We start from the raw sequence: 20,469 nt of genomic DNA on the forward strand, positions 1-20,469 counted from the left end.
CTTTCCAAAGTCAGAGTGCGCGGACATGAACGGTGGGTGGCGATGTCCTGTGATCGCTGGGTGCCGCGGTGGCTATCGGAACTGTCTTGAATCGCATGTGTTTCGAGGCACTTAGGTTACGAGACACGCGAACACTCAGGAAGTGCCACGCAGGTGCCCGTTAGATCCCCTCACGGACACTGTCGGAATGGCCACCACACGCTACTGAGACCCAGACGCGTCGCCCTCGATAGCGCACCATCGCAGCGCGCCCGTGCCAGTTTCTCGTCGAACGATCCCGTCCGAGACGCCGACGGAGGGCCGCTAGCATGAGCACCGAATCCCGGGGTAGTGGTGCCTCGGGCCATCAGCTTCGTGACAACACCTTCTGGGGGCCTCAACGAACAGCAATGAATTAACGCCCGGTCCGCCAGATCTGGAACCAAACGGACCTATGATCGGCCCGCTGTCTGGGCCCGGATCGCGCCGGATCAGCTTGCAAGTTCGACGGCCGCGCGGTCGGCAGAGCGGCTCAGATATGCGTCGAAGTCGATGTGACCGAGAGTGAAGGCGACAAGATCAGCAACAGCGGCGCGATCTGGCTCCCAGCCAGACACATGCTCCGTCGCGAAGACTTGACGGACGGTTTCTTGCTGTCCATCATCGAGATCTTTGAATAACTCAGGCCACGTTGTTACGACGTCGAATCCAGCCATGTGGGGCACCTCCTTCTTCCAGTGGACCATGTCGTCGCGTGAAAGAAGACGCCAGTTAGGCGGGGTATATCAATGGCGCTGTTAGTAGTTCGATGGAGGATCGGTTATCGAGGCGGATCATGTTGCCTGTGTACTGTGGTAAAGCATCCGTGCTCGTGGAAAGTAAGCACCACAACCGCCGTCCTCTTCCGAGGCCGCGCACTTAATTCGTCGCACACAGATCGACCGGGAAGCATGAACCAGCGAACCTCAACAAATGAAGTCGGTGTCATTGTCGACGCCATATCTATCCTGATGTCCTGGAGGACGCGCCCGAACTTCACCGCGCGTGCTATCCACCGGAACGGATTCGAAGCGGAGCGGGAGTCGACACTTGACGCACGTCCACGCAAGCTGTCCTACAGTCTCGTTGACTCGTCGTCAGGACGGCTGGACGAATTTGACGGCGAATCACGACGCCTCGTCGTCGGCGGTGAGCTCACTGAGTACAGCGTGGACTTCCTCACCTTCGAACCCCTACCGGTGCGTCTTGCCTTTCCCCTTGCGCTCAGCATCTGGGGGCGCAAGAACGACGCTTACACGATCGTCGACGGAATTAGAGATGACGAATTTATCGTCCTCACGCTTGAACATTCTGCGGATGCAGCAGTGCAAGGAACTCTGACTATCGACACCGTGCGCGGTCTCGCCGTTCGGCTCGATACCCCGACAGAAGCATGTCGCTACGAAGATATCGAGCCGAACTGAAGCGAGCGCTTATAGTGGCGCCTCTTGACTGTTCGGGTAGAAGCACCGCTCTAATTCGCTGTCGCAAGTAAATCGTAGGCTGGAGATCTCGTCGTCAAGGCCCAGGCTGAACCCCTTCGAAAAATCTGTCACGTTCATGTCGTTTATGGCCAGCGAGTGTGAACCGCCCGTTGTAAGCCCCCCGACCACCCACCCAGTTGTGGTCATGTTGCCGTTGTTACTCCAAAGAGAAGACGAAATCACCGTTGGTGGGAAAATTCCATTTTGACGACGCGAGGACACGGTGCCGGAAAGTTCAGGCGCACCCTCGTTGGATTGGGTGTTTATCTGACTTTGTGCCGAATTCCAACCGGGATACTGGTGCCATGTGACCCAGATGCTTCTTGTCCAGGTTCCATTTTGAGGGTGATCAACTTGTCCGTAGAAAATACAAAATTGAGCAAACGCATCCAGTTCAGAGACGACGCGACGATTTGGTGGTGTCGCCGGGTCACAATTTAGGCCGACGGCGCGCTGCGCCTCCGACGGTTCCTGGTCAGTGGCCGCGGTCTCGCCGTTGGTGAGCCTGCGTTCATTCTGAGTACCAGGGTCGACGGTAACGGTCACCGATCCAGCGACACACGCGTAGTCGTAACCGGCAGTCGGCTCGACACCTTCTCCTGATACCACTTGCCGCGCCTCTGAAGCACATGAAGCCATGCCAACTTCTTCTCCCGACGCCTGAGATATTGGTGCCGCCGCCGCGGGCGTAGCCAGGCCGAAGATCAACACGCTCCCCGCTGCCATAGTGACCAGTATTTTCCTCTTCACAACGATCGCCTCCTTGCGCTCAGTGTTTGTTATGGAAGCCACCTTCCGCGAATTCGCCCACCTACGTCAACTACTTTCAAGAAGATACATAATGCTCACTAAATAGCGAACGAAACTCAGTCTGAATACCTGATCTCGGCGGCCTAAAGCAGGTCGCTTTGTCGGTTCCTGCTGGACGCTCTGATTCGCACGATCGGGCAGCTCTGGAACCAACGACTTGAACGACTCTGCCGGTCACGATCGCGAGGATACCGACACACTGACCCAGGGCAGTGGGGAGTACCTCGTGGAAAGGTTCCCTGCCCGGCAAAAGCGATTGTCAAACTACAACCGTGCAAATTCCAAAGCGTTTCAGCCCTAAATGAGAACGCATCGACATGCTCACGCACCTAAGCGCAACAAGTAAGTACGCAGCGGGCGGGGAGGCATCCGGGTTTCTAACCTCGGATGCCTCCCCGTTTTTGCATGTCGATCTCACTGACTCAAGCAGTGGAGATCTCTTGGTGGACGACGATTGAAAAAGCCACCCTCTCTCAGTGACGAGCAATCCGAGGATCAGTCCGAATTGATTGCCCATCCGACACGCCGTTTCAGATTGTAGTGTCGGGGGTCCTGACCTAGATTCGAACACACGTTCGATTAAGGCGGTGGGTGCGGTGGCGTTGGTGGTTGTAGCGACGACCGGTGACGGCAGCCCGACGTCGCTTGTGTGGGGCGGCGAGACTTTCGTGGTGATCCGTAAGCCGCAGCGGTGGATCGCTCGGAATTCCTGGTGGGCTGAGTCGGTTCGCGCCCCGAGGGGCTCCTCGGCTGGGTTGCTCGAGCCCCTGGTGTACCGGGTCGAGGTGCAGAGCATTTCGGGTGCGGTCCTGCTGGTCGACGTCTGCCGAGGTGAGTGCGGCTGGGCTCTGGATGAGGTGTCTCCGCGGTGACGTTCACACATTTGCATGTGGCGTCGTCGTTCTCGGTTCACCATGGCACCGGTGGCCCTGCAGAGCTCGTCGATCTCGCAGCCGCGGCGGGCGCTCAGTCTGCGGCAATCACAGACCGAGACGGCCTCTATGGGGCCGTCAGACACATCCGGCAGTGCATCGACTCGGCCGTAAACCCCATTGTGGGCGTCGAACTGCAGGTGGACGACGCCACGACGGACGCCCGCTCGTCGAGTATCACGGTGCTTGCTCACGGCCGGAACGACGGGGCCGGCTGGGCTGGCCTGTCGCGGTTGATCAGCGCCGCCCACTCCCCCAAGCGAGGCCGGCACGTCCTCTCGGGCACGGCGAATAGGTCAGCTGCAATTCCTGCAGGCCGTCTGCCGTCGTTCGTCTTTTCCGACGGCCGACCTGTCGCCACGGTCATGCTTTGCGCCGACTCCGACGTAGACGATTACGTGACGGACATGCCACATCGAAGAACCGACAAGCCTGATCGAACAGCCCGCGTCAGAGCGCGTGCTCTCGTGAGCGCATACGCATCAGCCGAAGTTGCGACAGCTTTCGCAACCTGGCAGGAAGCGCTGGAATCATTCGAATACAAACTTGATGTGTTCGCCTACACGGCCCAAGAAGCGGGCCCGTACAGCATCGACGCCCGAGAGGCAGAGCCTCTGCGCGACCACGAGGTATCAGCGCGCAAATATCTCGCAGACCTCGTAAACGGGCAGTTGGTTACAGATCGACGTTGGCGACGCCTGACCAAGTAAGGGCGAAGTTCACGAGGGCCATTTCGGGGTTCCGATCGAATCCGTTTCGTGCGCTGAATCGCGGCGTCCGGAGTCGGAATGAAATACGTCCTACCGAACCAGCTCTGACGATTGGAGGAGCCTAACTACTCTCGAGCCGTCGAATCTCACGACGGACTTCCTGCTGACGCCTTCGCGCCTTTGCTTCGTACTTGCCCTTCGCATAGCCCCCGGCAATCTGATTATGGAGGCGGTGGTCCTCACCCTTGAGCAGAGCAAGGCGCACTCGGTCAAAGAGGGTCACATGAGCAACATACCTTCAGCATCGAGGCTGCCTCGACTGATCGATCCCGACATCGCATCCTTGGTGTCTCGTAACCCTAGGAATACGAGACGCCTCACCCTCCGCAACATTGGCAGCCAGATCCCCGCCAGATAGCCGATGCGCGCTGACCGGCAAATGTACCCCCACAGGGACTCGAACCCTGACTGAAACGATTTTAAGTCGTCTGCCTCTGCCGATTGGGCTATGGGGGCCCGCGCACCCTCGAGACTACCGAACCCTCCCTTGACCGGGGCGCCGAACAGGTCTAGCTTGTCTCTAAACCGGTTTAGTCTTCGAGTAAGCCGGGCCACCGACTCGATGAGGAGATCGCGATGAAGGCATCCCGCCCGACGATCGCCGACGTGGCCCGCGCCGCCGGGGTCAGCAAGGGCCTCGTGTCGTTCGCGCTCAACGATCGCCCTGGGGTCTCCCCCGAGAGCCGCGCGCGCATTCTCGCCGTGGCCGACGAACTCGGCTGGTCCCCCAGCGTGCGGGCACGCTCGCTCAGCTCCAACGTGTCATTCGCCGTGGGACTCGTGATCGCGCGCGATCCCGAGATCATCGCAGACGACTCCTTCTTCCCCTCCTTTATCTCGGGCGTCGAACAGGTGCTGGCCCCTCGCGGCCAATCGCTCGTTCTGAGCGTAGTGGGCGACGAGCACCTCGAAGAGGCCACCTACCGCCGGCTGGCGGCCGAGCGCCGCGTCGACGGCGTGATCCTCACCGACCTCAGATCTGCCGATTCGCGCGTTCCCCTCCTCCGCGAGATCGGCCTGCGTGCGATCTCGCTGGGCCGCACCGACGTCGACGCCAGCGCCATTCCCGCTGTCACCCTCGACGACGCCCCGGCCATCCACGACGCCGTGCGGCACCTCGTCGGCCTGGGCCACACACGCATCGCCCACGTCGCGGGCCCGGACCGTCTGCTGCACGCCGCCCGACGCAAGGCATCGTTCCTGCACGCCATCGCGTCGTCGAACCTCGCGACTCCGACTGTCATCGAGACCGACTTCAGCGCCGCCGATGGAGCGCGCGCAACGGCGGAGCTGCTCGATCGTGCCAAGAGGCCGACCGCGATCGTCTACGCCAACGACGCGATGGCGATCGCTGGTCTCGGAGTCGCCCGACGCGCCGGTCTCGACGTTCCGCGAGACCTGTCGATCGTCGGCTTCGACGACTCGGCGATCGGTCGATACATCGAACCAGCGCTCACGACGGTGGCGACGGATGCGCGGGGCTGGGGATTCACGGCCGCCGACGCCCTGCTTCGGCTGGTCGAGGGCGAAGAGGTGGCCGACATCGAGCTGCCGCCCGCACAGCTGGTGGTCAGGGCATCCACGGCGACGGCGCCGTCGGAGCCGACCGCAGACAGGAGACATCGATGAAGAAGAGACAAGCTGTGGCCGCGGCCGCGCTGATCGTCGCGGCGTTGGCGCTGACGGCGTGTTCACGGGCAGGCTCGGGCGGTTCGCCCGACAAACACGGGCCCATCACGATCTGGTACTCGAACAACGAACAAGAAGTTGCGTGGGGCAAGCAGATGGTCGAGGCGTGGAACGCCGAGCATCCCGACGAGAAGGTCACCGGTCAGGAGATCCCCGCGGGCAGGTCGAGCGAGGAGGTCATCGGCGCGGCCATCACGGCAGGAAACGCACCGTGCCTGATCTACAACACCGCCCCGAGCGCGGTCGGCCAGTTCGAGAAGGCGGGCGGGCTCATCGACATCTCGTCACTGCCGGACGGCGCGGAGTACATCGAGCAGCGGTCCGGTGCGCTGTCGACGCAGTATCAGAACGCCCACGGCGACTACTTCCAGATCCCATGGAAGTCGAACCCCGTTGTGATCTTCTACAACAAGGACATCTTCAAAAAGGCCGGGCTCGATCCCGACGATCCCCAGCTGTCGACCTATGCCGGCTTCCTCGCCGCAGCAAAGACCGTCGTCGAGAAGGGCGGCGCCGACTTCGCGATCTGGCCGGCGCCGACGAGCGAGTTCTTCCAGATGCAATTCGACTTCTACCCCCTGTACGCCGCGCAGACCGGCGGGAAGCTGGTCGTGGAGGATGGCAAGGCGACCTTTGACGACAAGGCCGGCGACGACGTCGGCGAATTCTGGTCGACACTCTACGCCGAGGGACTCGCCGGGCAGGAGAAGTACACGGGCGACGCGTTCGCCGACGGCAAGGCGGCCATGGCGATCGTTGGTCCGTGGGCGGTGTCGGTCTACGACGGCGTGAACTGGGGCTCCGTGCCGGTCCCTACCAAGGACGGCATCCCGGCCGACGAGACATACACGTTCAGCGACGCGAAGAACATCGGTTTCTACACCGCGTGCGTGAACCAGGGAACGGCGTGGGACGTTGCGAAGTTCTCGACCAGCCTCGAGCAGGACCAGAAGCTGCTTGAGACCACCGGGCAGATGCCGTTGCGCGCGAATCTCCTCGACACCTTCCCCGACTACTTCGCGGCCAACCCCGCCTATGCCGAATTCGGCGACCAGGCCGCCCGAACCGTCGACGTTCCCGCCGGCGCCAACACGGTGCAGATGCTCCAGGCGTTCCGTGACGAGTGGTCGCAATCGGTGATCTTCGGCGGCAAAGACGTGAGTCAGGCGCTGGCGGATGCGGCGGCCAAGATCGACGAAATCGCGAAGCAGCCATAAGGGAGACGATCATGACCACACTCATCGAGAACCCGCCCCGCCCTGTCAGCCGCACCCGACGCATCCTGGGCCGCAACCCGCTCGGACTGCTGTTCAGCGCCCCCTACCTGGTGTTCGTGATCGCGGTGTTCGCCTATCCGCTCATCTACTCCGTCTGGATCTCGTTCCACGACTTCTTCTTCACGGCCCCTGGCTTTGAGGCGGATCGGCCGTTCGTGGGCCTGACCAACTATCTGACGGCGTTCCAGGATCCAGCGGTCATCCGCTCGTTCGGCAACGTGGGCATCTTTCTGCTCATCAACGTTCCGCTGACCGTGGTGCTGTCACTCCTGCTGGCCTCGGGCCTGAACCGCATCGTGCATTTCCGCACGTTCCTTCGGGTCGCCTACTACGTGCCCTACGTCACCGCGAGCGTCGCGGTCGTGGCGATCTGGCTGTTCCTGTTCAACGGCGACGGCCTCGTGAACACGGTGCTAGGGCCACTCGCCCCCGATCCATCGTGGCTGATCAACTCGACCTGGGCGATGCCCACGATCGCGTTCTTCGTCACGTGGAAGCAGCTCGGCTTCTACATCCTGCTCTACCTCGCGGCTCTTCAGGGCATTCCCAAAGAGCTCTACGAGTCGGCATCGACCGACGGCGCGGGCCCCATCCGAAGTTTCTTCTCGGTGACCGTGCCGGGCGTTCGTCCGGCCACCGTGCTCGTGCTGCTCGTCTCGACCGTGACGGGTGCGAATCTCTTCACCGAGCCGTATCTGCTGACCGGCGGCGGCGGGCCGGACGGGGCCTCGGCCTCACCCGTGCTCATCATGTACCAGAAGGGTCTGCAACAGGGCCAACCCGATGTCGCCGCGGCCATCGGCGTTGTGCTCGTCATTCTGGTGCTTGTGATCGCACTGTTGCAGAACCGCTTCGCGGGAGGACGAGACTGATGTCGAGATTCCAGAAGATCCTCCGGGGCGTCGTGCTCTTCATCGGCGCGGTCGCGTTCCTGTTCCCGTTCTACTACATGATCATCGGATCGCTGCAGACCGCTCCCGACCCCACGATCGCGGGCGCATTCCCGAATCCGGCGAACATCACGGGCGAGAACTACACCGCCATCAACGACCGCATCAATCTCTTCCAGGGGCTGCTCAACTCGGGCATCTTCACCGGCGGAGTTCTGCTCGGCACCCTCGTCTTCGGTGTGCTTGTCGGCTACGCGCTGGCGGTGCTGCAGTGGCGTGGCCGCGGCGTGACGTTCGCGCTGGCGCTGCTCGTGCAGGTGGTACCGTTCCAGCTCCTGATGGTGCCGCTCTACGTTCTGATCGCTCGCGACTACGGGCTGAGCGACAACTACCTGGGCATGATCCTGCCGTTCGCCATCAATTCGACGGCGGTGATCATCTTCCGGCAGTACTTCCTGCAGCTGCCGAAAGAACTCTTCGAAGCGGCTCGCATCGACGGGGCCGGCGAATTCGCCGTGCTGCGCCGCATCGCTCTTCCCCTCGTGCGCCCGGCCCTCATCACGGTTGTGCTGCTCACCTTCATCGGCCCGTGGAACGAGTTCCTCTGGCCGTTCCTGATCACGAAGGAGGCCGGTCTCCAGCCACTCGCCGTCTCGCTCGCCAACTACATCTCGAACGTCGCCGCCACGGCCGCCAATCCGTTCGGCGCCACCCTCGCGGGTGCCGCCGTGCTCGCGGGGCCCGTCGTCGTTCTGTTCATCGTGTTCCAGCGCTACTTCATCTCGACCGACATCGGCTCGGGAGTGAAAGGATGACCATGCACACCAGCACCCCGTTCCCCTACGAGCTCACCCGGGTCGGCGTCATCATGACGCCCGAGCAAGGCAACGATCTCGAAGCCGAGGGAGTCCTCAATCCCGGCAGCGGACACACTCCCGATGGAGCGCTGCATCTGCTTCCGCGTCTCGTGGCGACCGGCAATGTGAGCCGCGTGGGCCTCGCCCGCGTGGTGATCGAGAACGGTGTGCCCGTCGGCGTCGAGCGCGAGGGCGTCGTGCTCGAGCCCGATCGCGGCTGGGAGCGCGGCGCCCACAACGCCGGCGTCGAGGACCCGCGGGTGACCTTCATCCCCGCCCTCGGACTGCACGTGATGACCTACGTCGCGTACGGGCCGCTCGGCCCCCGCACCGCGATCGCGACCTCGGCGGATCTTCGCGAATGGACTCGCCTGGGGCCTGCGCTCTTCGACTACGACGACTCCCTCGATGTGGACCTGAACCTCTTTCACAATAAGGACACGGTCTTCTTCCCTGAGCCGGTGACCGCTCCCGACGGCACGGAGAGCCTCGCCGTGCTGCATCGCCCGATGTGGGATCTCGGAGAGACCAAGCCGGGAGAGGGAATCCGCGTGCCGAAGAGCGTGCCCGACGATCGGCAGAGCATCTGGATCAGCTTCATCCCGTTGGCCGAGGTATTGGCAGACCCGCGCACACTCGTGCGGTGGGGGCAGCACCGCTTCCTGGCCGGCCCAGAGTTTCCCTTCGAGGCCGTCAAAATCGGCGGAGGCCCTCCGCCCGTTCGGGTCGATGAGGGCTGGCTCATCCTGCACCACGGCGTGACCGGCGTGATCAACAGCGCCTTCGCCCAGCAGCAGAAGGTCAACTACGCCGCGGGCGGCATGATCCTCGACGGCGACGACCCCACGAAGGTGATCGCGCGCAGCCCGGAGCCTCTGCTCTTCGCAGAGACGGAGGACGAGCGCAGCGGCATCGTGCCGAACGTTGTCTTCCCCACGGCGATCGAGACGATCGACGGCCAGCGCTTCGTCTTCTACGGCATGGCCGACTCGAAGATCGGAGTGGCGCGACTCGACAGGCGCTGAGCGGCGTCGCCAAGCTTGGTGTCCACGCTCTGTGGGAAACACGTTGAGCGTCTTAGACTGACGAAATGGACGAAAACTCCATCCTCATTCTCGTCATCGCCTGCCTGATAGGCGCACCCGTCGCGATCTGGTTCCTCTCGATCCCGTGGCTCGTCAAGGGCGAGAAGAAACGACAACGCCAGAGCGTCAAATCAGGCGTGATCGGCAGCTTCGACGAGATATTTCATCCCGGGGCCTATCAAGCACACCAGATCTGGGAGGCGCAGCTAGAGTTGCCCGCCCCAGCGCCAACACCCGGTGACCGAGACCTCTCCTCCGGAAAGATCACAATTACGTTGCCCCCGCAGTAGTCCGATCGAGATTCGGGCTGCGGGGGTGCCCGGCGCAGGCGTCAGAGGCGCAGCCAGAGGAACTGGTGCGGCTCCAGCACGAGATCGGTCCACAGATCGACGGTGCTGGCCGTGACCAAGTCGTCAGCAGTCGGCGGCAGCCCCGCGAGGGTCTCCTGCGTGACCGTCTGCGCGATGTCTGAGAAGTTCGCGAGCACCACGACCGTCGACGGCACCCCATAGAAGGTCCCCGTGCGCTGATAGCCCAGCACATGCGGGTTGTTGCTGTGGAAGATCGTGAGGTCTCCCCCGGCGAACTCCGGCGTGGCCTGCCGCACGGCGATCAGGTGACGCAGCCTCATGAAGATGCCCCCGGCATCCGTCGTCGCATCCAATCGTGAGGCATAGCGCGAGGCGGGGTAACGGGGCCGACCAACCCACCGGCTGTCATCGGCTTGGCCGGGCACGTCGAGCTGGCCGTAGTCGTTCAGCTGCCCCACCTCGTCTCCGAGGTAGAGCAGCGGGATTCCGCCCGTGCTCAGAACGATCGAGTGCGCCAGCACGATGCGATAGATCGCCTCAGGGTCGCCCGCCTCGAGCCCGGCGAGGGATGCCGTTGTGCCCGACACACGCGCATCCCCGGTCTTCGGGTTCTCCTGAAACGCGACCCCGCGCGCGAAGCTGCCGTCGAAACGATTGACGTAGAACGCGTTGAGAAAGCGGCGGTGGTCGAAGCCGTCGATGCCTAGCTCGCGGGCGTCCTCGTCGGCGAAGGTCCAACCGATGTCGTCGTGGCTGCGTACGTAGTTCACCCACGCGGTTCCCGGAGCGATGGCGTGCCGGCGCTCGAGCGCCTGCGACAGAAGACCCACCTCACGGGTCGCGAGCGAGTTCCAGATAAGCGCCATCTGCAGAGGGTTGTAGCTGAGCTGGCACTCCTCGACAGAGATGTACTGAGCGACCTCGTCGGGGTGCACGATTGCCTCGGATTTGAACAGCAGCGAAGGAGCGGCAATGCGGCACACGGCGTTGAACGCCTGCAGCAGCAGATGCGCCTCGGGCAGGTTCTCGCTGGTGGTGCCCAGCTTCTTCCAGATGAAGGCCACGGCATCCATACGCACCACGTCGACACCGGCGTTCGCCAGAAAGAGCAGCTCCCCTGCCATCGCGCGGAAGACCGCGGGGTTCGAGTAGTTCAGATCCCACTGGAACGAGTGGAACGTCGCCCAGACCCATCGGCCGTCGTGAATCTGCACGAACGATCCGGGATGGTCATCGGGGAAGATCTCGCGCACCGTCTGCTCGTACGCATCCGGCATCTCGCGGTCGGGGAAGATCCAGTAGAAGTCCTCGTAGTGCGGATCGCGGGCGAGCGCCTTCTGCGCCCACTCGTGCTCGTTCGAGGTGTGATTGAAGATGAAGTCGATCACCAGCGAGATGCCGTGGCTGCGCAGCTCGGCCGCGAGCTCGGTGAGCTGCCGCATGGTGCCGAGCGACGGATTGACCTGCCGATAGCTCGATACTGCATAGCCGCCATCGGAGTTCTCGCTCGGCGCGAGGAACAGGGGCATCAGGTGCAGATAGGTGAGGCCGAGCTCGACGAAATACGGGATGCGATCGCGGATTCCCGAGAGATCCCCGGCATACAGATCGACATAGCAAACGCCTCCCAGCATGCGGTTCGACAGAAACCAGTCGGGTTCGGCGTCGCGCTTCTCGTCGAGCCGACGCAGATCGGCCGGGCGCGCCTGCCACGACTCGGTCAGCTCACGAACGAGGGATGCGAGATGCTCGGCGACCACAGGCGAGTCGCCGTAGATGCGGGTGAAGAGAGATTCGAGTCGAGGAAACTCAGCATCCAGTCGCCGCTGGAACTCCCGCTCGTGCCCTGTCGTCATCGTCTCTCCCTTGCACACACTGGCAGCACTCTATCGATCACTCCTTAGTACCCTCTAATAATGAGTGCGTCGCGCCGGTATGAACCTCAGACGAATTCCTCCACCGAGGTCACGGTCGATCGGGTCTACGACGGAGACCTCTATGTGCGCGTCAGCACCATCGGCAAGACCGGCGACCGGCCGTTCGTACTCGTTCCCGGAATCGGGGTGTCGAGCAACTACTTCGAACGTCTGGCGCCGAACCTCAATCGATTCGGACCCGTGCACGCGCTCGATCTGCCGGGATTCGCGGGCGTTCCGCATCCGCGTTCGGCCCTGAGCATCCGGGGCTATGCCGATCTGGTTGGTCGGGTCATCGACGAATTCGGGCTCGTCGATCCGATCGTCGTCGGCCATTCCATGGGCACTCAGATCGTCAGCGACCTCGCATCGCGTCGGCCCGAGATCACGACGCTGGTGCTGATCGGCCCCGTGGTCGACCCGGCGGAGCGGCGCATCCCCGCGCAGGCCGTGCGCTTTCTGCAGTCCGCCTGGCACGAACCCGGGCGGGTCAAGTTCTTGGCCGTCAGTTCCTACCTGCTCTGCGGCTTCAAGTGGTTCTTCCGGGTGCTGCCGCGCATGATCAGCTTTCCCCTCGAAGAACGGCTGCCCCTGATTCAGGCGAACACGCTGGTGATCCGCGGCGAGCATGACGCGGTCGCGCCACGAGACTGGGTCACCCGCGTTGGACGACTCCTGCCCCACTCGCGCAGCTGGGAGATGCCGGACTCCGCGCATTCGGTCATGCACGCGCACGCCGAGGAGGTGGCGCGTCTCTGCGTGGCGTTCGCCGAACATCCGGGAACAGACGACGACACGCTGCGCACCTACGATCTTTCGGCCGACGACATTCCCGACGACGAAGACGAGAAAGCGCCAGCGGATGCCGCCCAGTCGATCGCGGGTCGGCTGACCGAGACGGTCGGAATTCTCGCCGACGACGACGAGACCATCGCTCGCGGCAAAACCATGCACGCCGAGTCGATGAACGACTCCGACAAAACATCTCGCTAACAACGAAGCGCCCGATCCCTCGTGGGAACGGGCGCTTCGAGATGAGACGACTACTTGGTGTCTGCCGGGTCTCCGCCGACCACGACCGGAGCACCCTCGGGCGAGGGCAGGCTCTTCTCGGGCGCCTTCTTGGCGGGGGCGCGCTTCGCGGCCGGCTTCTTTGCAGCGGGGGCCGGCTCGGTCGGTGCCGGGGCCGGTGCGTCGGCCGCGGGGCGAGGACGCGACGCGAACGCCTCGAAGGCAGCACGCGGGGTGACCCGCGCCTCGAGCGATGCGATGTCGCGGCCCAGGAGGAAGTTAAGAACCCAGTTCCAGATCACGCGGTACTTGCGCTCCCATGTGGGCATCGCGAGACCGTGGTAGCCACGGTGCATGAACCAGGCAGGAAGGCCCTTGACCGCGATCTTGCCCGACTGGAAAGCTCCAACTCCAAGGCCGAGGCCCGCGACGGCTCCCTGGTTCTTGTGGTTGTACTCCACGAGCTTCTCGCCGCGCAGCTCAGCGACGATGTTCTTGGCCATCAGTCGACCCTGGCGAACGGCGTGCTGGGCGTTCGGCACGCAGAACCCGCCGACGCCACCGCCCGAGAGGTCGGGAACGGCGGACACGTCTCCGGCGCCCCAGGCGTCGGCCACGATCTCGTCGGCGGTGCCGACACGAAGGTCGGGGCGAACCTGCAGACGGCCGCGCTCTTCGATGGGAAGGTCGGTGCCCTTGAGCATCGGGCTCGCCATAACGCCGGCGGTCCAGATGATGGTGTCGGACTCGAAGCTCTCGCCGGTCGACAGCTCGATGACACCGCCGACAGCCGATTTCAGCTGGGTGTCGAGGTGGATCTCGGCGCCCCGCTCGGCCAGGTTCTTGATGACCCAGAGACTGGTGGGCAGCGAGACCTCGGGCATGATGCGGCCCATGGCCTCGATGAGGTGGAAGTGCGTGTCTTCGAACTTGATCTCGGGGTACTGCTTCAGCAGACCGCTCACGAACGAGCGCAGTTCGGCGAAGATCTCGATGCCGGCGAAGCCGCCGCCGACGACGACGACGGTCAGCAGTCGGTCGCGCTCGGGGCCGGCAGGCAGGCCTGCCGCCTTGTCCATGTTGGTCAGGATGCGGTCGCGGATGGCGACGGCCTCTTCGATGGTCTTGAGGCCGATGGCCTCGTCGGCGACACCCGGAATCGGGAACGTGCGCGAGACGGAACCGGCGGTGACGACGATCTGGTCGTAGGCGAACTCGTAGGGCTCACCGATGTTCGGCGTGATCGTCGCGGTCTTCGACGCGTGGTCGATTCCGGTGACTTTCGCGGCCACGATGGCGGTCTTCTTGAGGTGGCGGCGCAGCGGTACGATCGCGTGGCGGGGCTCGATGGAACCGGCGGCGACCTCAGGAAGGAACGGCTGGTAGGTCATGTAGGGAAGCGGGTCGACCACGGTGACCTCGGCCTCGCCGGGCCGGAGCCATTTCTCGAGTTTCCATGCGGTGTAGAAACCGGCGTAACCGCCGCCGACGATCAAGATTTTGGGCACAGTGAAAGCTCTCCTAGGGGGAAGGTGTTGTAGTTAATCTACTCCCTGCGCCGCACGCGCCGAACATGCACCACTGCTGCTGTGACGATCATCGCGAGAAGCATCAGGAACACGGAGATCACTGCGATGGGAATTCCGTTCATCGTCAGCTTAGCAACGCTCGGCCACCAGGATGCCGTCGGCTGAGCGGTCTTCGCCGGGTCGTCGGTCTCGGGTGCCGCGATCGGTTTCGGGCCCGCGCCCGAGGCATCCGGTGACGGCCTATATGTTGCAACCCAGTCTTTGAGCGATCCCATTGGATTCGCGGTCACCGGCGGAACGTCGGCGGTGACCGCGGCCTCGGCATTGATGAGGCCGTAGCCGTAGATAGGACCGGGAACAGGATCGCCCTTGGGCGTGGCAGTGCTGACGATGCGGTTGATGACGCCGGCCACGTCGAGGTCGGGATGCGCCGCGCGAACGAGTGCGACGAGTCCAGACACGATGGGGGGTGGCCCCGCTCGTTCCCGCCCATCTCACGTAGCCGCCCCCGGGGACGACCCCCACCAGCTGTTCACTGGGCGCGGCGACGGCGATCGTGATGCCCTGGCTCGACGCATCGAAGCTCGCGTCACCGCTACGATCAACGCCGGCAACGGTCAGTACACCAGGAATGGTGGCCGGTGCTCCGACCTCGGTCGTTCCGCTTCCGCGATTGCCCGCCGCAGCCACGACGACCACGTCGTGATCAGCAGCGTAAAGAAATGCGTCGTCCCAGCTCGTAGGCCAGTCGAGGCTGTTACGAGTGAGTGACATGTTGATCACATCCGCGCCGTTGTCTACCGCCCAGCGCACCGCGTTCGCGATCTGGTCATCCGTGCCGACGACCCCGGTGCCCAGGGCAACGCTTATGGAGAGGAGCGATGCCTCAGGGGCCACGCCGATGACACCGTCGTTCGCCCCGGTACCGCGGCCCGCGATGAGCGAGCCCACCATGGTTCCGTGCTGGTTCTCGTCGCCGACCGGTGTCTGGCCATTGGGCGAGCCCACGCCGGACACGTCTGTTCCCCCGGTGACGACGCCCGCCAGGTCGGCAACGGATCCGTCGACGCCGGTGTCGATCACGGCGACAGTCACGCCCGCGCCGCGCGTGGTGTTCCACGCCGCCTGAACGCCATAGTCTGCGAGCCAGTATTCGGCGTTGCGCACCGTGTCGGCCTGCGCCGTGGGCACAGGGCCGACTGGAGCCGCGGCGAGGATGCCTGTGGCCAGGGCCGCCGAGACCGCCACGACCCGAAGGCGCGGAGCGACCCGGCGCCGGGTCACGCGCTCGCCTCGTAGTCGATGCACTCGCACACGAGGGGCGACCAACGTCCGCGCTCGAGCGCGAGATCGCCGATGGGATTCACTCCGGGGCCCGCGGCCAGCGCATGCCCCGCGAGGGCGTGAAGACATTTCACCCGCACGGGCATGCCGCCGGCGGAGACGCCCGCGATCTCGGGGACGACCTCGATGCCCTCCCGATCGGCGATGTACGACGCGTGCGCCGACTCGTACTGCTGACGCAGGGAGTCGTCGTTCGGCAGCAGATCTTGGAACTCAGCCATCACCTGGGTCGCTTCAAGAGCCGACATGGCGGCGGTCGCGGCGGGGTGGCTCAGGTAGTAGAGAGTGGGAAAGGGGGTTCCGTCTTCGAGCCGGGGTTTGGTCGCGACGACGGTCGGCGCCCCGCAGACGCAGCGTGCGGCGATACCGATCACGTTGCGCGCCGGGCGCCCGAGCTGCGCCGAGACGGTCGCGACGTCTTTCTCGGAGGGCGGGTCGAACGGGGGTGTCGTCACTGAATGGTTCCGGATTTCTGGAGTTCTTCGGGCGTCTGAATGCTGAGTCCGGCCTGGACTCCGGAGGAGAAGATCGCGCCGAGCCAGTCGACCTTGGTGTTCTGGAGGTCGGTGGTCACGGGGGCGTTGTCGACCGGTGCGGTGGGCGCCTGGTCGTCGATCACCAGGAAACTCGTCTCGCCGGGCATCACGAAGTACAGCCTGTCTCTGGCCTGTGCCTTGATATAAGCCGGGTCGCTCCACCGAGCGACCTGCGAGTCGAGCTGGGCGTTCTGGGTCTGCTTGTCGGTCACAGCCTGCTGCAGTGCCGCGAGTTGCTGCCTCTGCTCGATATACAGACGAAGACCGGGAGCGAGAACGACCACGAACACCACGAGCACTCCGAGGATCACGAAGGTGAGACCCGAGACTCGAAAGCTGTACTTCTGAGACGACGTGCCGCGGGAACGCGGAATGCGCGCACCCCGGGGGGCACGCGCATTCCGAGGCTTCGGCGCGTCGTCCGACGAAGCGGCCCTGACGGGCGCGCCCAGTGTCGGCTTGCGCATCGAGCGCCTTTCGTTCGGTGGAGCCTTAGCCCTTGAAGCGGGGGAAGGCCGTGCGGCCTGCGTAGAACGCAGCGTCGCCCAGCTCTTCTTCGATCCTCAGAAGCTGATTGTACTTAGCGACGCGCTCGCTGCGGGCAGGCGCTCCGGTCTTGATCTGGCCAGAGTCGGTGGCGACGGCGAGGTCGGCGATAGTCGTGTCCTCGGTCTCGCCGGAACGGTGCGACAGAATCGCGGTGTAGCCGTGGCGCTGGGCCAGGCTCACCGCGTCGAGCGTCTCGGTGAGCGTGCCGATCTGGTTGACCTTCACCAGAATCGAGTTGCCGGCGCCGAGGTCGAGGCCCTTCTGCAGACGAACGGGGTTGGTGACGAACAGGTCGTCGCCGACGATCTGCAGCTTCGAGCCCAGCTCGGCGGTGAAGTGCTGGTAGCCCTCCCAGTCGTCCTCCTGCAGCGGGTCTTCGATCGATACGAGCGGGTAGTTGGCCGCCAGGTCGGCGAAGTACGCCGTGAGCTCGAGCGCCGAGAGCTGCTTGCCCTCGAAGTGGTACGAGCCGTCTTTGTAGAACTCGCTGGCGGCGACGTCGGTGGCGAGCGCGATGTCGCTGCCGAGAGTGAAGCCGGCGTTCTGGATCGCCTGGGCGATGAGGTCGAGGGCCTCGCGGTTGCTCGACAGATTGGGGGCGAATCCACCCTCGTCGCCGAGGCCGGTCGAGAGACCCTTGGAGTGCAGCAGCGACTTGAGCGAGTGGTAGGTCTCGACGCCCCAGCGCAGGGCCTCGGAGAACGACTCCGCGCCCAGGGGAACGATCATGAACTCCTGCACGTCGATGTCGTTATCGGCGTGCGATCCGCCGTTGATGATGTTGAGCAGCGGAACGGGCAGCGTGTGCGCGTTCGGCCCTCCGACGTAGCGGAACAGGGGCAGGTCGGCCGAGTCGGCAGCGGCCTTGGCCACGGCGAGCGAGACGCCGAGGATGGCGTTGGCGCCGACGCGCTTCTTGTTCTCGGTGCCGTCGACGTTGATGAGCTCAGCGTCGATAAGGCGCTGGTCGGTGGCGTCGAGGCCCTCGATGGCCGGGCCGAGCTCGTCGATGACGGCGGCGACGGCCTTCTGCACGCCCTTGCCGAGGTAACGGCTCTTGTCTCCGTCGCGCAGTTCATACGCCTCGAATGCACCGGTGGATGCTCCGGAAGGAACGGCCGCGCGCGAGACGATGCCGTCTTCGAGCAGCACCTCTACCTCGACGGTCGGGTTTCCGCGGGAATCAAGAATTTCGCGAGCGCCTACGGCTTCGATCAATGCCACTGGTGTTTCTCCTCTATCAGAGCAAGGTGGTTTGCATGGAGAGCGCCTTCCGCTGTCCGCTCGCAAGTCTAACGACTGGCCGGATGCGCGTGGCTGAGTCAGGCCCGAGGGTCACTCGCGTTGAACCGCTCGAGAAGTGCCGAGAACGTCGCGAGTTCGTCTGCAGTCCACTCGACCAGTCTGTCGCGGTAGTCGCTCTTCACCCTCTGGCGCAGAATCTCCATGCGCTCCTCTGCCAGAGGCGTAGGAACAAGGAAACTCGAGCGGCCGTCGTGCGGGTCGGGCTGGGTATCCACGAGCCCGAGGTCTCGCAGCACCTTGATCTGCCGGCTCACGGCGCTCTTGTCGAGCCCGGTCTGCTGGATGATCGCGCTCGCCTGGGCGGGCGCGCAGGTGAAGATCATGCGAAGGATATTGAACCCAGTGGGCTGCAGCTCCGGGTGAAACCCGTGCGAGTAGTCCCTCAGGGCCGATTTTCCAGAGCGGAACAGCTGGGCGATACCAGCCTCGATGCCGAGCAGCAGCTCTTGCTCGACGTTCGTGGGTTCTGTCACAGGCACTAGATTACCGGGCCTTCACGACCTGCACCGGGTCCGTGCGGGGCGTCGCGGCGACCTCGTCGGCGCTCACGGCGACGATCATGTCGGCTGGCTTGTCCGACATCTGCTCGAGAGCCGTCTTGGTTCCCAGCGGCTTGGCCGGCAGGAAGGCGATGGCGATCACGGTGATGATCGCCAGCGGAATGGCCAGCATAAACACGTCTCCGATCGCGTGCCCGTAGGCGGACTCGACGATCACACGCACCGGAGCCGGAAGGGTGCTGAGGTTGGGGATGGCTCCCCCACTCAGGCCTTGCGCCGCTTGGGCGCCCGCCGCACCGAGCCCGGTCAGGCCATCCTTCACGAATTGAGCAACCTGAGTGCCGAGAACCGCACCCATGACGGACACGCCGATGGTGCCTCCGAGGCTGCGGAAGAACGCGACCGAGGCGCTGGCCACGCCCAGCTGGCGCGGGTCGACGGAGTTCTGCACGACGAGAACCAGATTCTGCATGACCATGCCGACGCCGGAGCCCATGATGAACATAAAGACGGCGACGAGAACGTAGCTCGTGTCGTAGCGCAGGGTCGACATGAGCGAAACGCCGATGGTCAGCAGGATCGACCCCACAACCATGTATCGCTTCCATTTTCCGGTGCGGCTGATCAGCTGCCCAACGACGGTCGACGCGACGAGCACACCGCCGATCATCGGGATCGTCAGCAGTCCGGACTCGGTCGGAGTGGCGCCCCGGGCGAGTTGCATGTACTGGCCGAGAAAGACGCTGGTGCCGAACATGGCCACACCCACGGAGATGCTGGCGACGACCGCGAGCGTGAACGTGCGGTTCGTGAAGAGAGTCATCGGAATGATGGGCTCCTTCACAGTGAGTTCGACCCACACGGCGAGGCCGAGCAGCACAACGCTGCCGCCCACCATGAGGTAGGTCTGCCACGAGTTCCACTCGAAGTTGTTGCCCGCGAGCGTGACCCAGATGAGAAGCAGAGAGACGCCGGCCGCGATCAGGACTGCGCCCAGGTAGTCGATGGTGACCTTCTTGCGCACCTTGGGCAGCTTCAGAGTGAACTGCAGCACAATGATGGCGGCGACGGCGAACGGAACAGCGATATAGAAGTTCCAGCGCCATCCGATCGAGTCTGTGACGATGCCTCCGACCAGCGGACCACCGACGGTGGCGACGGCCATGACCGCACCGAGCAGCCCCATGTACTTTCCGCGCTCCCGAGGGCTGATTATGTCGGCCATCACGACCTGCACCAGCGCCGTCAGTCCACCGGCACCGAGACCCTGGAGCACACGGAACAAGATCAGCGTTCCCGTGTCTTGAGAGAAGCCCGCCAGGATCGATCCGAGCGTGAAGATGACGAGCGAGATCTGAATGAGCAGCTTGCGGTTCGTGAGGTCGGCGAGCTTGCCCCAGATGGGCGTCGACACCGTGGTGGCGAGCAAGGTGGCCGTGACCACCCAGGTGAAGGCGGCCTGATTGCCGTTGAGGTCGCCGATGATCTTGGGCAACGAGCTCGACACGACGGTCGAGGCGAGCATCGCCACGAACATGCCGAGCAGAAGACCCGACAGAGCCTGCAGCGTCTGCCGCGAAGTCATGACGGGCCGGGCCGGCACGGCAACGCCGTTTCTGGCCTCGGCGGTGGAATGAGTGGACATGGGGCTCCTGA

Annotated in this window: 20 protein-coding genes and 1 tRNA gene; 9 read left to right on the forward strand and 12 right to left on the reverse strand. The window is 63.9% G+C overall.

Annotated elements, in window-relative coordinates; all coding sequences use genetic code 11:
* Positions 1-470: 470 nt before the first annotated feature.
* A complete protein-coding gene (locus TZ00_RS19575) occupies positions 471-695 on the reverse strand; it encodes an antitoxin VbhA family protein (RefSeq protein ID WP_152631060.1) in 225 nt (74 codons plus the stop codon).
* 234 nt (positions 696-929) lie between these two features.
* Between TZ00_RS19575 and TZ00_RS02835 the strand changes: the two genes are divergently transcribed.
* Positions 930-1,442: a hypothetical protein gene (locus TZ00_RS02835; RefSeq protein WP_152631061.1), complete on the forward strand. Its 513-nt coding sequence runs from the start codon at positions 930-932 to the stop codon at positions 1,440-1,442.
* A 9-nt stretch (positions 1,443-1,451) separates the two neighbouring features.
* On the opposite strand, the gene TZ00_RS19580 is transcribed toward TZ00_RS02835, so the two are convergent.
* On the reverse strand, positions 1,452-2,228 hold the full coding sequence (locus TZ00_RS19580) for a hypothetical protein (protein ID WP_161793721.1): 777 nt from the start codon (positions 2,226-2,228) through the stop codon (positions 1,452-1,454).
* Between the two features lie 952 nt (positions 2,229-3,180).
* Between TZ00_RS19580 and TZ00_RS02850 the strand changes: the two genes are divergently transcribed.
* Entirely contained in the window at positions 3,181-3,954 is a 774-nt protein-coding gene (locus tag TZ00_RS02850; protein WP_084605871.1) for a PHP domain-containing protein, read from the forward strand.
* 442 nt (positions 3,955-4,396) lie between these two features.
* Here TZ00_RS02850 and TZ00_RS02855 read toward each other — a convergent pair.
* Positions 4,397-4,470, reverse strand: a tRNA-Leu gene (locus TZ00_RS02855).
* A gap of 120 nt (positions 4,471-4,590) precedes the next feature.
* Between TZ00_RS02855 and TZ00_RS02860 the strand changes: the two genes are divergently transcribed.
* The 6 genes from TZ00_RS02860 (at position 4,591) to TZ00_RS02885 (ending at position 10,102) form a co-directional block, all read left to right on the forward strand.
* On the forward strand, positions 4,591-5,643 hold the full coding sequence (locus TZ00_RS02860; RefSeq protein WP_044439042.1) for a LacI family DNA-binding transcriptional regulator: 1,053 nt from the start codon (positions 4,591-4,593) through the stop codon (positions 5,641-5,643).
* Positions 5,640-6,920 (forward strand): extracellular solute-binding protein, encoded by a 1,281-nt coding sequence (locus tag TZ00_RS02865; protein ID WP_044439043.1) that lies wholly within the window; start codon positions 5,640-5,642, stop codon positions 6,918-6,920. The genes TZ00_RS02860 and TZ00_RS02865 overlap by 4 nt, the downstream gene beginning before the upstream one ends.
* A gap of 11 nt (positions 6,921-6,931) precedes the next feature.
* On the forward strand, positions 6,932-7,852 hold the full coding sequence (locus tag TZ00_RS02870; RefSeq protein ID WP_044439044.1) for a carbohydrate ABC transporter permease: 921 nt from the start codon (positions 6,932-6,934) through the stop codon (positions 7,850-7,852).
* Positions 7,852-8,685, forward strand: coding sequence for a carbohydrate ABC transporter permease (locus TZ00_RS02875; protein ID WP_044439046.1), 834 nt, complete (start codon positions 7,852-7,854; stop codon positions 8,683-8,685). Before TZ00_RS02870 ends, TZ00_RS02875 begins: the two co-directional genes overlap by 1 nt.
* Positions 8,686-8,687: 2 nt before the next feature.
* Positions 8,688-9,752: a glycoside hydrolase family 130 protein gene (locus tag TZ00_RS02880; RefSeq protein ID WP_044439048.1), complete on the forward strand. Its 1,065-nt coding sequence runs from the start codon at positions 8,688-8,690 to the stop codon at positions 9,750-9,752.
* Positions 9,753-9,817: 65 nt separating this feature from the next.
* Entirely contained in the window at positions 9,818-10,102 is a 285-nt protein-coding gene (locus tag TZ00_RS02885) for a hypothetical protein (RefSeq protein WP_052521223.1), read from the forward strand.
* A 41-nt stretch (positions 10,103-10,143) separates the two neighbouring features.
* Here the strand turns inward: TZ00_RS02885 and TZ00_RS02890 are convergent, their stop codons facing one another.
* Positions 10,144-11,979 (reverse strand): alpha-amylase family protein, encoded by a 1,836-nt coding sequence (locus TZ00_RS02890; RefSeq protein ID WP_084605872.1) that lies wholly within the window; start codon positions 11,977-11,979, stop codon positions 10,144-10,146.
* A 60-nt stretch (positions 11,980-12,039) separates the two neighbouring features.
* Here TZ00_RS02890 and TZ00_RS02895 point away from each other — a divergent pair, with 60 nt between their 5' ends.
* Positions 12,040-13,032 carry an alpha/beta fold hydrolase gene (locus TZ00_RS02895; RefSeq protein WP_044439051.1) on the forward strand — a complete coding sequence of 331 codons (993 nt, stop codon included), beginning with the start codon at positions 12,040-12,042 and terminating at the stop codon, positions 13,030-13,032.
* 50 nt (positions 13,033-13,082) lie between these two features.
* Here TZ00_RS02895 and TZ00_RS02900 read toward each other — a convergent pair whose 3' ends face one another.
* The 8 genes from TZ00_RS02900 to TZ00_RS02930 all read right to left on the reverse strand — a co-directional run bounded on the left by TZ00_RS02900 (position 13,083) and on the right by TZ00_RS02930 (position 20,458).
* The gene (locus tag TZ00_RS02900; protein WP_044439053.1) at positions 13,083-14,558 is read right to left on the reverse strand and encodes an NAD(P)/FAD-dependent oxidoreductase; all 1,476 of its coding nucleotides are present in this window, start codon (positions 14,556-14,558) and stop codon (positions 13,083-13,085) included.
* A 38-nt stretch (positions 14,559-14,596) separates the two neighbouring features.
* On the reverse strand, positions 14,597-14,869 hold the full coding sequence (locus TZ00_RS20525; protein ID WP_338010782.1) for a hypothetical protein: 273 nt from the start codon (positions 14,867-14,869) through the stop codon (positions 14,597-14,599).
* Complete coding sequence (locus TZ00_RS02905; RefSeq protein WP_338010783.1) at positions 14,820-15,863, reverse strand: S8 family serine peptidase; 1,044 nt, start codon at positions 15,861-15,863, stop codon at positions 14,820-14,822. The genes TZ00_RS20525 and TZ00_RS02905 overlap by 50 nt, the downstream gene beginning before the upstream one ends.
* Positions 15,860-16,378, reverse strand: a complete 519-nt coding sequence (locus TZ00_RS02910) for a DUF501 domain-containing protein (RefSeq protein WP_044439055.1) — start codon at positions 16,376-16,378, stop codon at positions 15,860-15,862. Before TZ00_RS02910 ends, TZ00_RS02905 begins: the two co-directional genes overlap by 4 nt.
* Positions 16,375-16,926, reverse strand: coding sequence for an FtsB family cell division protein (locus TZ00_RS02915; RefSeq protein WP_044439057.1), 552 nt, complete (start codon positions 16,924-16,926; stop codon positions 16,375-16,377). The genes TZ00_RS02910 and TZ00_RS02915 overlap by 4 nt, the downstream gene beginning before the upstream one ends.
* Positions 16,927-16,951: 25 nt before the next feature.
* Positions 16,952-18,232: a phosphopyruvate hydratase gene (eno, locus tag TZ00_RS02920; protein ID WP_044439059.1), complete on the reverse strand. Its 1,281-nt coding sequence runs from the start codon at positions 18,230-18,232 to the stop codon at positions 16,952-16,954.
* Positions 18,233-18,330: 98 nt separating this feature from the next.
* Positions 18,331-18,786, reverse strand: a complete 456-nt coding sequence (locus TZ00_RS02925) for a MarR family winged helix-turn-helix transcriptional regulator (protein WP_044439061.1) — start codon at positions 18,784-18,786, stop codon at positions 18,331-18,333.
* A 10-nt stretch (positions 18,787-18,796) separates the two neighbouring features.
* Complete coding sequence (locus TZ00_RS02930) at positions 18,797-20,458, reverse strand: MDR family MFS transporter (RefSeq protein WP_052521224.1); 1,662 nt, start codon at positions 20,456-20,458, stop codon at positions 18,797-18,799.
* Positions 20,459-20,469 lie beyond the last annotated feature (11 nt).

It is taken from the genome of Agreia bicolorata, assembly GCF_000938265.1.
Lineage (GTDB): Bacteria > Actinomycetota > Actinomycetes > Actinomycetales > Microbacteriaceae > Agreia > Agreia bicolorata.